Origin of the sequence: Streptomyces sp. NPDC060232 (assembly GCF_042726555.1) — a bacterium.
GTDB lineage: Bacteria > Actinomycetota > Actinomycetes > Streptomycetales > Streptomycetaceae > Streptomyces.
The window spans coordinates 256,171-268,995 of sequence record NZ_JBHXAG010000002.1; the positions used below are offsets into that span (position 1 = coordinate 256,171).

Genomic DNA, 12,825 nt, shown 5'->3' on the forward strand with positions numbered 1-12,825 from the left:
GTACGCGGTGGAGGTGGCCCGGTGCTGTGACACACAGCACCGGGCCACCTCGCGTTAACCGCCGCTAACCTGACCCGTATGACCATCTCTCTCGAAGTCTCCGAAGGTGTCGGCACCATCCGCCTGGACCGGCCGCCCATGAACGCCCTGGACATCGCCACCCAGGACCGGCTGCGCGAGCTCGCCGTGGAGGCGACCGACCGGGCCGACGTCCGCGCGGTCGTCATCTACGGCGGCGAGAAGGTGTTCGCGGCGGGCGCGGACATCAAGGAGATGCAGACGATGGACCACGCGGCGATGGTCGCCCGGTCCCGTGCGCTGCAGGACGCCTTCACCGCCGTCGCCCGCATCCCCAAGCCCGTCGTCGCGGCCATCACCGGCTATGCGCTGGGCGGCGGTTGCGAGCTCGCGCTGTGCGCCGACTACCGGATCGCCGCCGACAACGCCAAGCTCGGCCAGCCCGAGATCCTGCTCGGCCTGATCCCCGGCGCGGGCGGCACCCAGCGGCTGTCCAGGCTGGTCGGCCCCTCCCGGGCCAAGGACCTGATCTTCACGGGCCGCATGGTCAAGGCCGACGAGGCGCTGACCCTGGGCCTGGTCGACCGGGTGGTGCCCGCCGCCGAGGTCCACGAGCAGGCGCACGCCTGGGCCGCCAAGCTCGCGCAGGGACCGGCGATCGCGCTGCGCGCCGCCAAGGAGTGCGTGGACGCGGGCCTGGAGACGGACATCGACACCGGGCTCACCATCGAACGCAACTGGTTCGCGGGCCTGTTCGCCACCGAGGACCGCGAGCGCGGCATGCGCAGTTTCGTCGAAGAGGGCCCGGGCAAGGCGAAGTTCGTCTGACCGTCCCGCCGGGCGGTCCTCCCTGTGGGTGGATTAGCCAGGCCTTAAGGCAGCCTTAAGGCGCCTTGGTGATCGACTCGCTGTGATCACTTCCGTGCGGTGGGCCACGCCAGGTCAGGGCCCGTTTCAAGGCCCTTCGGCTGCCTCTCGCATATGACAGGAGAGCCCCTCGGATTCGTTGAATCCGGGGGGTGTTTTCCCGTGGAACGGCCCGGAGGGGCAGGCCCCCCGTCCATGATGGGTGCATGGCGGGCCTGGAGGGTGTGGAACAGCCGCGGCAACGCGGCGGTGCTTCGGCGGTACGGCTCACGGCGGCGGTCGAGGAGGAGCAGGGCCTCAAGGCGCTGGAGTCGTACGGGAACCCGGCCGAGGGTGAAGTGACGTTGCCGTCCATGCCGGAGTCGGCCGGCGCAGCGCGCCGGCTCACCCAGTGCGTGGTGGTCCGCCTCTGGGGCCTCTCGCCGCAGATCTCCGAGCACGCGGTCCTGCTGGTCTCCGAACTCGTCGGCAACGCGGTCCGACACACCGGCGCCCGCTCCTTCGGCTTACGCATGCTGCGGCGGCGCGGCTGGATCCGGGTGGAGGTGCGCGACCCCTCGCGCGGGCTGCCCTGTCTGATGCCGGTCCACGAACTGGACACCACCGGCCGCGGCCTCTTCCTCGTCGACAAGCTGTCCGACCGGTGGGGCGCCGACCTGCTGCCCCGGGGGAAGATCACCTGGTTCGAGATGCGGGTCGCCGACCGTCAGAACGCCTGAAGCCCCCGGTCGCCGTGTGGGGCGGTGTGGGGGCTTCATGGGTGCGCCGAGGATCGAAGGGGGTGTGATCCTCGGCGTGGCGACTTCGCTCGGGTCAATGGGAAGTCGTGGTTTCGACTATGACAGACGCGGGCTCGAACGCCAAAAGTCCCTACTTGGACATAAGTGTGCAAATCGTAAGGCTTTCTAGCTAAATCCTAGGTGAGGTGGGCCACCCACCTCGCAATCGATGAATAACTATCGACTGCTCTGAGTAAATCGTTGATCACGTGGCGGATGGGTCGTCGCTTGACCCCTTTCGGTGTGCATCCCGAAATGGGTCAATCATTACCTTCCGGGCTATCCACCCCTTAAATGGGCAAGTGCTCTCACATCCAGGCCGCCGCGCGGCCCTGCGTGCGGCTCTGCGTGCGGCCGGTCTCGGTGTGGCCGGCGCCGCGACGGCCGGCCTCACCGCCGGCTGCGGTCCGGGCCGCCCACCCGCCGGTCCCTCCTCCCCACCTCCCGGCCCCGCCCGCCCGGCCAAGCCCGCACAGGCGGCCCCGGCCGCCGCCCCGCGCCGGTTCGCCGGGCAGCCCGTCGAGATCGGCCACGGTCCGCGCGACAGCGACCGGGTCGCCCTCACCTTCCACGGCAACGGGGAGCCCGCCCTCGCCCGCGCGGTGCTGGCCGCGGCGGAGAAGGCCGGCGCGCGGGTCACCGTACTGGCGATCGGCGCCTGGCTGGAGGCCCACCCGGACATGGCCCGCCGGATCCTCGACGGCGGTCACGAACTCGGCAACCACACCCAGCGCCACCTCGCCATCAACGGCATGACCGAGGCGGAGGCCTACGCCGAGATCACCGGCTGCGCCCAGCGCCTCAAGCGGCTCACCGGCTCCATCGGCACCTGGTTCCGGCCCTCCCAGACGCAGTACGCGACGCCGCTCGTCCAGAAGCTGGCCCAGCGGGCGGGCTACCCGCACGTCCTCTCCTACGACGTCGACTCCCTCGACTTCACCTCGCCCGGCGCCGCGGCCGTCATCCGCAACGTCACCGGGACGATCCGGCCCGGATCCGTGGTGAGCCTGCACTTCGGCTACGCGGACACGGTCGACGCGATGCCTCCCCTCCTCGAAGAACTCGCGCGCCGCACGCTGCGCGCGGTGACCACCACGGAGCTGCTGACGCCATGAAGACCACCCGCCTTCCCCGGAATGCCGGCGTGCTGCTGGCCGGTCTGGTCCTCGCCGCCCTGGCCGGCTGCGGATCAGCCGGTAAGGGACCCGCCGAGGCGCTCGGCACCAAGGGCGCGGCCGAACCCGCCAAGGCCGTACCGGCCGCGCCGCCCGGGCTGCCCGGCATGCCGCCACTGCTGGATCCCAACGACGTCTACGCGGCGGACCGGCCGGGCAAGCTCTCCCCGGTGGTCAAGGACTTCCCGTCCCGCGTCTACGTGCCGAACACCAACTCCAACACGGTGTCCGTCATCGACCCGGAGACCTACCAGGTCATCGACACCATCCCGGTCGGGGTGCAGCCCCAGCACGTCGTCCCCTCCTGGGACCTGAAGACCCTCTGGGTCAACAACAACCGGGGCCACACCCTCACCCCGATCAACCCCGCCACCGGCGAGGCCGGAAAGCCCGTCGAGGTCCACGACCCGTACAACCTGTACTTCACGCCCAACGGGAAGTACGCGATCGTCATGGCCTCCCTGGACAAGGAGCTGGTCTTCCGCGACCCGCACACCATGGACCGCGTGAAGACCGTCCCGGTGACCTGCTTCGGCGTCAACCACGCCGACTTCTCCGCCGACGGCCGCTACTTCATCGTGAGCTGCGAGTTCTCCGGCGAACTCCTCAAGGTGGACACCGAGAAGATGGAGGTCGTCGGCCAGCAGAAGCTGCCCTTCGAGGGGGCGATGCCCCAGGACGTCAAGGTCTCCCCGGACGGCAAGACCTTCTACGTCGCCGACATGATGGCGCACGGCATGTGGGTGCTCAGCGGCGACTCCTTCGAGACCCCCAAACTGCTGCCCACCGGCAAGGGCTGCCACGGGCTCTACGTGAGCCGCGACTCCAAGGAGATGTACGTCTCCAACCGCGGCGAGGGCACCATCTCGGTCTACAACTTCCCGCAGAAGAAGCTCACCAAGAAGTGGACGCTGCCGGACGGCGGCAGCCCCGACATGGGCGGCGTCTCCGCCGACGGCAAGGTGCTGTGGCTCTCCGGCCGCTACAACTCCGAGGTGTACGCCGTCGACACCGTGACCGGCAAGCAGCTCGCCCGCATCCCGGTGGGCGGCGGCCCGCACGGACTCGCCGTGTACCCGCAGCCCGGCCGCTACTCGCTCGGCCACACCGGGATCTTCCGCTAGGTCCTGGCGGGACGCCCGGCCGCCGCCAGGCCGCCGCCGGGGCGGCCGGGGGCGGGGCGGGACCCGGGGGGTCCGGCCGCCCCGGGTGCCGTTACCCTGGGCCGGTCAACAAGCACCAAGAAGGGGTGGACCCAGTGGCGGACATCGAGAGCGCACGGGCTACGTTCGACAGGTTCGACGTGAACGGTGACGGCTTCATCACGGCCGACGAGTACAGCGCCGCGATGCGCGCCATGGGCGACGCCTACGTGACCCCGGCCGTCGCGGACTCCGTCGTCGCCTCCAAGGACGCGAACGGCGACAAGCTGCTGAGCTTCGACGAGTTCTGGGCCGCCCTGGACAAGTAGTCTCCCGGGCTCCCGCCCCGGCCCGCGGGCCCGGGCAGGAGCCCGCGTCAGGCGGTCGGCCCGGACGTGTCCTCCATGTCCTCGACCTCGCCGAGGGCCTCCTCCAGCCAGGCCAGCCAGAACGTCTCCAGGGCGATCCCCCCGTGCAGGACGAGCCGGCGAAGCCGGTCCTCCACGGCGTCGCGCCCCGGCGGGAAGTCCTTCTCCTCGATGGCCTCGTACTGCGCCAGCTGGCGGCGGTGCAGGTCCAGGTGGCGCCGCAGCTCAGGACCCAGCCCCTGCGGCCCCACGACGCCCGCCGCCCGGATCCGCAGCAGCAGCGGATCGCGCATCGGCTTCGGGTCCTGGCTCTCCGCGACCCACCGGGCCAGCTCCGTACCGCCCGCCGGCAGGACCTCGTACTCCTTCTTCTGCCCCCGCACGGGCACCTCGCTGGGCAGCGCCCGGATCAGGCCGGCCTCCTCCAGCCGCCCGAGCTCGCGGTAGATCTGCTGGTGCGTCGCCGACCAGAAGTACCCGATCGACTTGTCGAACCGCCGGGTCAGCTCCAGCCCGGACGAGGGCTTCTCAAGCAGGGCGGTGAGGATGGCGTGCGGCAGGGACATGCCGTCATCCTAGGTTTGCGGCGGCCCGGTGCCGCGGCCGACCTTGCCGCGGCCGCCCCCGGACGGGCCAGGCCCGGTGGCGGCCTCCCCGCGTACTGCACAGGCTGGGACGCGTGGCTGCCGACGAGAACACCGCGACCCCCGCGCCGTACACCGACCTCACCGCCCTCTACGTGAACTGCACGCTCAAGCGCTCGCCCGAGACCAGCAACACCGAGGGCCTGATCGACAAGAGCCGCGCGGTCATGGAGTCCGCGGGCGCCCGTACCGCGCTCGTCCGCGCCGTCGACCACGACATCGCGACGGGCGTCTGGCCGGACATGACCGAGCACGGCTGGGAGAGCGACCAGTGGCCGGTCCTCTACAGCCAGGTCATGGACGCCGACATCCTCGTGCTGTGCGGACCCATCTGGCTCGGCGACAACAGCTCCGTGATGAAGAAGGTCATCGAGCGGCTCTACGCCTGCTCCTCCCTGCTGAACGAGCACGGCCAGTACGCCTACTACGGCCGGGTCGGCGGCGCGCTGATCACCGGCAACGAGGACGGCGTCAAGCACTGCGCCATGAACGTCCTCTACAGCCTCCAGCACCTCGGCTACGCGATCCCGCCGCAGGCCGACGCGGGATGGATCGGCGAGGCCGGCCCCGGCCCCTCCTACCTCGACCCCGGCTCGGGCGGCCCCGAGAACGACTTCACCAACCGCAACACCGCCTTCATGTCCTGGAACCTCATGCACCTGGCCGCGCTGCTCAAGCGCTCCGGCGGCATCCCGGCGCACGGCAACCAGCGCTCCCTGTGGGACGCCGGCTGCCGTTTCGACTTCCCCAACCCCGAGCACCGATGAGTTCTGCGCGCCCCGACGGTCTCATGGGGGACGACAAGACTGGAGGAAGCCCGTGGAGCAGCTGCTGAGAGTCCAGAACTTCACCGTCTCGCGCGACGGATTCGGCGCCGGCGAGCCCCAGAGCCTGGAGCGGCCGTTCGGCCACGCCGATCCCGCGGCCATGTTCGCGTGGGCCGGGGCCACCGCGAGCTGGCCCAACCGCACGGACCCCGGGGGCAGCCGGGGCCTGGACGACTACTTCACCCGCGACTTCGCGCACAACATCGGCGCCGAGATCATGGGCCGCAACAAGTTCGGGCCCCAGCGCGGGCCCTGGGCCGACCACGAGTGGAAGGGCTGGTGGGGTGACGAGCCCCCGTTCCACACACCCGTCTTCGTCATGACCCACTACCCGCGTCCCTCGTTCACGCTCTCCGACACCACCTTCCACTTCGTCGACGACGAACCGGCGGCGGTGCTGGAAGCGGCCAAGGAGGCGGCGCGGGGCAAGGACGTCCGGCTCGGCGGCGGTGCGACCACCATCCGGGAGTTCCTCGACGCCGGTCTCGTCGACACCCTGCACGTGGCGGTCGCGCCCGTGGACCTCGGCTCCGGGGTGCGGCTGTGGAAGTCGCCCGAGGAACTGCTCGACCGGTTCCACCTGGAGGTCGTGCCCAGCCCGAGCGGCGTGACGCACCACCTGTTCTGGCGCAGGTGACACCGGCCTGCCCGGGGCGTGGCACGCTCCGGGCAGGCCGTCCCGTCGCCGGTTCAGTGGGCGATGTCCACGACGAACCGCTCGGGCGAGTGCAGGCTGTAGGCGCGGTAGTAGGGGACGGTGTCGAAGGCGGCGCCGAAGGTCACGTACCCCTCGTAGTCGCCGGTCATGGCGAGGCCCTTGAGCTTGCTGAGGTAGATCTTCTGCAGCTTGGGGCCCTGGTAGACGCTCCCGCCCGCGTCGTCGTGCGCGGCGGCGGGGTGGAGGCGGATCTCCAGGAAGTGCTTCCCGGCCAGCGGGACGGGCTTCCCGGAGCCGTCGTGGACGAGCTGGGCGACGGGCGTGACGGTCACCGTGGGGGTGTACCCCTCCAGGTCGATGACGATCCGGTCGAACGTGGCGTGCCCGCCCCAGCGGGCGTTCACGACGAGCGGGGTCGGGGCCTGGGCGTCGGCGGTGGCCGAGCTGAGGGTGGAGGCCGAGGCGGGCGCGGCGAAGGACAGGCAGGCGGCGAGCAGAGCGCCGGTCGCCAGGGCCACGAACTGCCGGATACGGGCGTTGATCATGACGTCCCCTCGATTCCGAGAGACGGGGACAGGTGGCACACCCTAGGACGCCGGCCCGGGGCTCATCGGTTCCGCCGCTCGTCCCGGACGAGGGGCGGACACGGCGAAGGCTCCGGTCCCCGGCCTGGGCCGGGGACCGGAGCCCCAGGTTTCTCAGCAGCCGCAAGGAAGTGGCGCGCCGCGTGCCGGTGTTCGCCGCGCTGAGCAGGAACGCCAAGCGCCCCGACCGGACGTATGTCGGTGCGATGAACCTGCGGACCGGCGACACCGTGCTGGCGTCGTCCGGAGGCGGCCATTGCGCCGAGGGGAACGCCCTCAAGGCGCTCGCTGGTAACTTGTCCGAGGTCATATTCACGGACGCCTACCAGGTCCAGCGTAAGAACGGCCGTCTCAAGGGCGGAATCAAGCCCGTCAGACGAACTATTCTCCGGAGAACTTCGTGCCCGGAATTCAGGCCGACGCGGGCGGAGCGTGGGGAAGATGACGACTCAACTGGAACTCGTCGAGATGGAGATCCGGCGTCACGACTGGAGCGCGATGCTCTGTGGCTGCCGCGAGTCCGGCGGGCACCTGCCGGCCCTGCTCCTTGAGCTCGCGGCGCAGGCGGAGGAGGGTGCCGGGATCGACTACGAAGGCGTCGCCCGGCATGTCGTCTCGCCGGCCAGCATGTTCCTTGAGCCGGCCCCTCCGGTGGTCGCGGTCATCATGGCGGTACTGGCGTCGAAGACCCCTGGGTATGCCCGCGTCGCGTGCCTCCAGATGCTGCTGTTCATCCTGTCGGCGGATACTCAGGCACCCGTTCCCGCCCTGGAGGGGCGTGACGTGGCGGCCGAATGCGAGGCCGAGGTCCGACGGCGGATGTGGAATCTGTACGCGGAAGTGCTGTCCAGCGAATCCATTGATGCGCGCAGTCATGCGTACGAGATCCTCATGCTGATCGGGGAGGACGAAGAACGCGTCGAGCGACTTCAGGCGGCCGCAGGCGAGAGGCTTCCCTGGGACCTGCGCTCCTGAGTGGCCGATATTGACGAAGGGCCCCGTACCTTGCTCCTGCGAGGTACGGGGCCCTTTGCTTCATGCGTGCGCCGGCGGGTTTCGGATCAGCACTCGATGACGTTGACCGCGAGGCCGCCGCGGGCGGTCTCCTTGTACTTCACCTTCATGTCGGCGCCGGTCTCCTTCATGGTCTTGATGACCTTGTCGAGGGAGACCTTGTGGGTGCCGTCGCCGCGCATCGCCATCTTGGCCGCGGTGACGGCCTTGACCGCGGCCATGCCGTTGCGCTCGATGCAGGGGATCTGGACCAGGCCGCCGACCGGGTCGCAGGTCAGGCCCAGGTTGTGCTCCATGCCGATCTCGGCGGCGTTCTCGACCTGCTCCGGGGTGCCGCCCAGGACCTCGGCGAGGGCGCCGGCCGCCATCGAGCAGGCCGAGCCCACCTCGCCCTGGCAGCCGACCTCGGCGCCGGAGATCGATGCGTTCTCCTTGAACAGCATGCCGATCGCGCCCGCCGCCAGCAGGAAGCGCACCACGCCGTCCTCGTCCGCGCCCGGCACGAAGTTCATGTAGTAGTGCAGGACGGCCGGGAGGACGCCCGCCGCGCCGTTGGTGGGCGCGGTGACGACACGGCCGCCGGCCGCGTTCTCCTCGTTGACCGCCATCGCGTAGATCGTCGTCCACTCGCTGCGGTGCATCATCGGGTCGCCCTCGGTGCGCAGCTGGCGCGCCGTGGAGGCGGCGCGGCGCTTGACCCGCAGGCCGCCCGGGAGGATGCCCTCGCGGGACATGCCGCGCGAGACGCAGGACTGCATGACGCGCCAGATCTCCAGGAGGCCCTCGCGGATCTCCTCCTCCGTGCGCCAGGCCTTCTCGTTCTCCAGCATCAGGGAGGAGATCGACAGGCCGGTCTCGTTCGCCAGGCGCAGCATCTCGTCACCGGAGCGGAAGGGGTACTTCAGCACCGTGTCGTCGAGTTTGATCCGGTCCTCGCCGACCGCGTCCTCGTCCACGACGAAGCCGCCGCCGACCGAGTAGTAGGTCTTCTCCAGCAGCGGGGTGCCGGCCTCGTCGTACGCGAAGAGCGTCATGCCGTTCGCGTGGTAGGGCAGGGAGCGCCGGCGGTGCAGGATCAGCTGGTTCGGCTCGTCGAAGGCGATCTCGTGGCCATCGCCTATCTCCGCGCCCAGCAGCCGCAGGCGGCCGCTCTTGCGGATGCGCTCCACCTCGTCGTCCGCCGTCTCCACGTCCACGGTGCGGGGGGAGTGGCCCTCCAGGCCCAGCAGCACCGCCTTGGGGGTGCCGTGCCCGTGGCCGGTCGCGCCCAGGGATCCGAAGAGCTCGGCCCGCACGGAGGCCGTCTGGGCGAGCACACCGTCCTTCTTCAGCCGCGTCACGAACATGCGGGCGGCGCGCATCGGACCGACCGTGTGGGAGGAGGAGGGACCGATGCCGATGGAGAAGAGATCGAAGACGGAGATGGCCACGGTGGCGGACTCCCTTGTCTGCTCGTGGGGTGGGAGGGGGCAGGAGGGGATTGTTCGGACTATGTCCGACAGACGAGCTTAACGCGGCGTGGTGAACGACCCGGCTGCCGGAAGGAGTGGGAAGCGTTACGCCGACGTGGCGGGCCGGAGCCGGAGCCCGAGCCGTAGCCGGGAACGGAGCCCGAGCCGCGGACGGGACCGGTGGCCGCACTCCCGGGAAACGTGCGGAGAGGGAACGGGGGAGAAGGGGAAAAGCGGGGAAGGGCCCGGCCCTGTGCGGTGACCAGGCCGGGCCCTTCCTGTACCCACCGCTAGAGCGACGGGTACAGCGGGAACTTCGCGGCGAGCGCCGAGACGCGCGCCTTGAGGCCCTCGGCGTCGTACGTCGGCTTCAGCGCCTGCGCGATGATCTCGGCGACCTCGGTGAAGGCCTCGGCGTCGAAACCGCGGGTGGCCAGGGCCGGCGTACCGATCCGCAGACCCGAGGTGACCATCGGCGGCCGCGGGTCGTTCGGGATGGCGTTGCGGTTGACCGTGATGCCGACCTCGTGGAGGCGGTCCTCGGCCTGCTGGCCGTCCAGCTCGGAGTTGCGCAGGTCGACCAGGACCAGGTGCACGTCGGTGCCGCCGGTGAGGACGTCCACGCCCACGGCCTTGACGTCGTCCTGGACCAGACGGGCCGCGAGGATCTTCGCGCCCTCCAGGGTGCGCTCCTGGCGCTCCTTGAACTCGGGCGAGGCCGCGACCTTGAAGGAGACGGCCTTGGCCGCGATCACGTGCTCCAGCGGGCCGCCCTGCTGACCCGGGAAGACCGCGGAGTTGATCTTCTTGGCCAGCTCCTGCGTCGACAGGATGACACCGCCGCGCGGACCGCCGAGGGTCTTGTGCGTGGTGGTGGTCACGACGTGGGCGTGCGGGACCGGGTTCGGGTGCAGGCCCGCGGCCACCAGGCCGGCGAAGTGCGCCATGTCGACCATCAGGTACGCGCCGACCTCGTCCGCGATGCGGCGGAAGGCGGCGAAGTCCAGCTGGCGCGGGTAGGCGGACCAGCCGGCGACGATCAGCTGCGGCTTGGACTCCTTGGCGAGGCGCTCGACCTCGGCCATGTCGACCTCGCCGGTCTCGTCGACGTGGTACGGGACCACGTTGTAGAGCTTGCCGGAGAAGTTGATCTTCATGCCGTGGGTCAGGTGACCGCCGTGGGCCAGGTTGAGGCCCATGATCGTGTCGCCCGGCTTGAGCAGGGCGAACATCGCGGCGGCGTTCGCCTGCGCACCGGAGTGCGGCTGGACGTTCGCGGCCTCGGCGCCGAACAGCGCCTTGATGCGGTCGATCGCGATCTGCTCGACCACGTCGACGTGCTCGCAGCCGCCGTAGTAGCGGCGGCCCGGGTAGCCCTCGGCGTACTTGTTGGTCAGGACCGAGCCCTGGGCCTCCATGACGGCGACCGGAGCGAAGTTCTCCGACGCGATCATTTCCAGGGTCGACTGCTGGCGCACGAGCTCGGCATCGACGGCTGCGGCGACGTCGGGGTCGAGTTCGTGGAGAGGGGTGTTCAGTACGGACATCAGGATCCCCTGGGGTCAGTTACCGGCGGTGAGCTTGGTGTACTCCTCGGCGGAGAGCACGTCCTTGGGCTCCTCCGAGATGCGCACCTTGAACAGCCAGCCGCCCTCGAACGGGGCGGTGTTGACGAGCGCCGGGTCGTCCACGACGTCCTGGTTGGCCTCGACGATCTCGCCGGAGACCGGGGAGTAGAGGTCGGAGACCGACTTGGTCGACTCCAGCTCGCCACAGGTCTCGCCCTCGGTCACGGTGTCGCCGACCGCGGGGAGCTGGGCGTAGACGACGTCACCGAGCGCGTTGGCCGCGAACTCCGTGATGCCGACCGTCGCGACGCCGTCCACGACGTCGGACAGCCACTCGTGCTCCTTGGTGTAACGCAGATTCTCGGGGGTGCTCATGGCCTGATTCTCCTGGATGCGGGGGAGTGGATACGAACTGCGGTCTTGGGGACTGAGACGGCGCCGTTCCGGTAGCCGGACGGCGGACGTCGTACGCGGAGGGTTACTTCTGCCGCTTGTAGAACGGCAGCGCCACGACCTCGTACGGCTCATGCGTACCGCGAATGTCGACGCCGACGCCGGAGGCGCCGGGCGCGGCGTGCTCCGCGTCCACGTACGCCATCGCGATCGGCTTGCCCAGCGTCGGGGACGGGGCGCCCGAGGTGACCTCGCCGATCACCTCTCCGCCGAAGGTGACGGGGAAGCCGGCGCGCGGGACGCGGCGGCCCTCGGCGATCAGGCCGACCAGCTTGCGCGGCGCCTTGGTCGCGGCCTTCTCGGCGGCGGCCTCCAGGGCCGCGCGGCCGACGAAGTCGCCCTCCTTCTCGAACTTCACGACCCGGCCCAGACCCGCGTCGAACGGGGTCAGGGCGGTGGTCAGCTCGTGCCCGTACAGCGGCATGCCCGCCTCCAGGCGCAGGGTGTCGCGGCAGGACAGGCCCGCCGGGACCAGGCCGACGCCCTCGCCGGCCTTGGTCAGCGCCTGCCACAGCGCCACGGCGTGCTCGGGGGCGACGAACAGCTCGAAGCCGTCCTCGCCGGTGTAGCCCGTACGCGCGATCAGAGCGGGCACGCCCGCGACGGTGCCCGGCAGGCCGGCGTAGTACTTGAGGCCGTCCAGGTCGGCGTCGGTGAGCGACGCCAGGATGCCGGGGGACTCCGGACCCTGCACCGCGATCAGCGCGTAGGCGTCGCGGTCGTCGCGGACCTCGGTGTCGAAGCCGGCGGCGCGCTCGGTCAGGGCGTCGAGGACGACCTGGGCGTTGGAGGCGTTGGCGACGACCATGTACTCGCTCTCGCCGAGGCGGTAGACGATCAGGTCGTCGAGGATCCCGCCGTCCTCCTGGCAGATGTGCGTGTAGCGGGCGCGGCCGACGCCGACGGTCGAGATGTTGCCGACCAGCGCGTAGTCCAGGGCCTTGACGGCCTCCGGGCCGGTCAGCGTGATCTCGCCCATGTGCGAGAGGTCGAACAGGCCGGCTTTGGTGCGCACGGCGTTGTGCTCGTCGCGCTCGCTGGCGTACCGCAGCGGCATGTCCCAGCCCGCGAAATCGGTCATGGTCGCACCGAGCGAGCGGTGCAGCGCATCGAGGGCGGTCAGGTGGGGGGCAGTGCTCATGGGTGTGGCTCCCGGGTCCCAGGGCATCGACATGACATGACGAGGACGATCCTCCCCATCTGTCATCGGAACCTGAGAGGTTCGCCGAGAGTTCCACCGATCCATCGATCACCGGAATTCGCGACTTGCACCTTGG

The 12,825-nt window shown here is 70.2% G+C and carries 14 protein-coding genes; 8 read left to right on the forward strand and 6 right to left on the reverse strand.

Annotated elements, in window-relative coordinates; all coding sequences use genetic code 11:
- Positions 1–78: 78 nt before the first annotated feature.
- From ACFWFZ_RS04920 to ACFWFZ_RS04940, 5 genes are all read left to right on the forward strand, one after another.
- Positions 79–846 (forward strand): enoyl-CoA hydratase/isomerase family protein, encoded by a 768-nt coding sequence (locus ACFWFZ_RS04920; protein ID WP_387116714.1) that lies wholly within the window; start codon positions 79–81, stop codon positions 844–846.
- Between the two features lie 245 nt (positions 847–1,091).
- Entirely contained in the window at positions 1,092–1,604 is a 513-nt protein-coding gene (locus ACFWFZ_RS04925) for an ATP-binding protein (protein WP_387116717.1), read from the forward strand.
- Between the two features lie 362 nt (positions 1,605–1,966).
- On the forward strand, positions 1,967–2,779 hold the full coding sequence (locus ACFWFZ_RS04930; RefSeq protein ID WP_387116720.1) for a polysaccharide deacetylase family protein: 813 nt from the start codon (positions 1,967–1,969) through the stop codon (positions 2,777–2,779).
- Complete coding sequence (locus tag ACFWFZ_RS04935) at positions 2,776–3,963, forward strand: YncE family protein (RefSeq protein ID WP_387116723.1); 1,188 nt, start codon at positions 2,776–2,778, stop codon at positions 3,961–3,963. The genes ACFWFZ_RS04930 and ACFWFZ_RS04935 overlap by 4 nt, the downstream gene beginning before the upstream one ends.
- A 134-nt stretch (positions 3,964–4,097) precedes the next feature.
- A complete protein-coding gene (locus tag ACFWFZ_RS04940; RefSeq protein WP_387116726.1) occupies positions 4,098–4,310 on the forward strand; it encodes an EF-hand domain-containing protein in 213 nt (70 codons plus the stop codon).
- Positions 4,311–4,357: 47 nt separating this feature from the next.
- Here ACFWFZ_RS04940 and ACFWFZ_RS04945 read toward each other — a convergent pair whose 3' ends face one another.
- Positions 4,358–4,915, reverse strand: a complete 558-nt coding sequence (locus ACFWFZ_RS04945; protein WP_387116729.1) for a PadR family transcriptional regulator — start codon at positions 4,913–4,915, stop codon at positions 4,358–4,360.
- Positions 4,916–5,028: 113 nt separating this feature from the next.
- On the opposite strand from ACFWFZ_RS04945, the gene ACFWFZ_RS04950 reads away from it, so the two are divergent.
- Both ACFWFZ_RS04950 and ACFWFZ_RS04955 read left to right on the forward strand, forming a co-directional pair.
- Complete coding sequence (locus tag ACFWFZ_RS04950) at positions 5,029–5,760, forward strand: flavodoxin family protein (RefSeq protein WP_387116732.1); 732 nt, start codon at positions 5,029–5,031, stop codon at positions 5,758–5,760.
- 52 nt (positions 5,761–5,812) lie between these two features.
- The gene (locus ACFWFZ_RS04955; RefSeq protein ID WP_387116735.1) at positions 5,813–6,457 is read left to right on the forward strand and encodes a dihydrofolate reductase family protein; all 645 of its coding nucleotides are present in this window, start codon (positions 5,813–5,815) and stop codon (positions 6,455–6,457) included.
- Positions 6,458–6,510: 53 nt separating this feature from the next.
- Here the strand turns inward: ACFWFZ_RS04955 and ACFWFZ_RS04960 are convergent, their stop codons facing one another.
- On the reverse strand, positions 6,511–7,023 hold the full coding sequence (locus ACFWFZ_RS04960; RefSeq protein ID WP_387116738.1) for a hypothetical protein: 513 nt from the start codon (positions 7,021–7,023) through the stop codon (positions 6,511–6,513).
- 480 nt (positions 7,024–7,503) lie between these two features.
- On the opposite strand from ACFWFZ_RS04960, the gene ACFWFZ_RS04965 reads away from it, so the two are divergent.
- Positions 7,504–8,037, forward strand: coding sequence for a hypothetical protein (locus ACFWFZ_RS04965; protein ID WP_387116740.1), 534 nt, complete (start codon positions 7,504–7,506; stop codon positions 8,035–8,037).
- An 86-nt stretch (positions 8,038–8,123) separates the two neighbouring features.
- Here ACFWFZ_RS04965 and ACFWFZ_RS04970 read toward each other — a convergent pair whose 3' ends face one another.
- The 4 genes from ACFWFZ_RS04970 to gcvT all read right to left on the reverse strand — a co-directional run bounded on the left by ACFWFZ_RS04970 (position 8,124) and on the right by gcvT (position 12,689).
- Positions 8,124–9,506, reverse strand: coding sequence for an L-serine ammonia-lyase (locus ACFWFZ_RS04970; RefSeq protein WP_387116743.1), 1,383 nt, complete (start codon positions 9,504–9,506; stop codon positions 8,124–8,126).
- Between the two features lie 311 nt (positions 9,507–9,817).
- The gene (gene glyA / locus ACFWFZ_RS04975) at positions 9,818–11,074 is read right to left on the reverse strand and encodes a serine hydroxymethyltransferase (RefSeq protein WP_356810672.1); all 1,257 of its coding nucleotides are present in this window, start codon (positions 11,072–11,074) and stop codon (positions 9,818–9,820) included.
- Between the two features lie 15 nt (positions 11,075–11,089).
- Positions 11,090–11,470, reverse strand: coding sequence for a glycine cleavage system protein GcvH (gene gcvH / locus ACFWFZ_RS04980; protein ID WP_030655701.1), 381 nt, complete (start codon positions 11,468–11,470; stop codon positions 11,090–11,092).
- Between the two features lie 103 nt (positions 11,471–11,573).
- A complete protein-coding gene (gcvT, locus tag ACFWFZ_RS04985) occupies positions 11,574–12,689 on the reverse strand; it encodes a glycine cleavage system aminomethyltransferase GcvT (protein ID WP_387116748.1) in 1,116 nt (371 codons plus the stop codon).
- Positions 12,690–12,825: the final 136 nt, after the last annotated feature.

Coding starts and splice junctions, on each gene's coding strand:
- ACFWFZ_RS04920 (WP_387116714.1), top strand. CDS start 79: ATGACCATCTCTCTCGAAGTCTCCGAAGGTGTCGGCACCATCCGCCTG.
- ACFWFZ_RS04945 (WP_387116729.1), bottom strand. CDS start 4,915: ATGTCCCTGCCGCACGCCATCCTCACCGCCCTGCTTGAGAAGCCCTCG.
- ACFWFZ_RS04935 (WP_387116723.1), top strand. CDS start 2,776: ATGAAGACCACCCGCCTTCCCCGGAATGCCGGCGTGCTGCTGGCCGGT.
- ACFWFZ_RS04965 (WP_387116740.1), top strand. CDS start 7,504: ATGACGACTCAACTGGAACTCGTCGAGATGGAGATCCGGCGTCACGAC.
- glyA (WP_356810672.1), bottom strand. CDS start 11,074: ATGTCCGTACTGAACACCCCTCTCCACGAACTCGACCCCGACGTCGCC.
- gcvT (WP_387116748.1), bottom strand. CDS start 12,689: ATGAGCACTGCCCCCCACCTGACCGCCCTCGATGCGCTGCACCGCTCG.
- ACFWFZ_RS04925 (WP_387116717.1), top strand. CDS start 1,092: ATGGCGGGCCTGGAGGGTGTGGAACAGCCGCGGCAACGCGGCGGTGCT.
- ACFWFZ_RS04960 (WP_387116738.1), bottom strand. CDS start 7,023: ATGATCAACGCCCGTATCCGGCAGTTCGTGGCCCTGGCGACCGGCGCT.
- gcvH (WP_030655701.1), bottom strand. CDS start 11,470: ATGAGCACCCCCGAGAATCTGCGTTACACCAAGGAGCACGAGTGGCTG.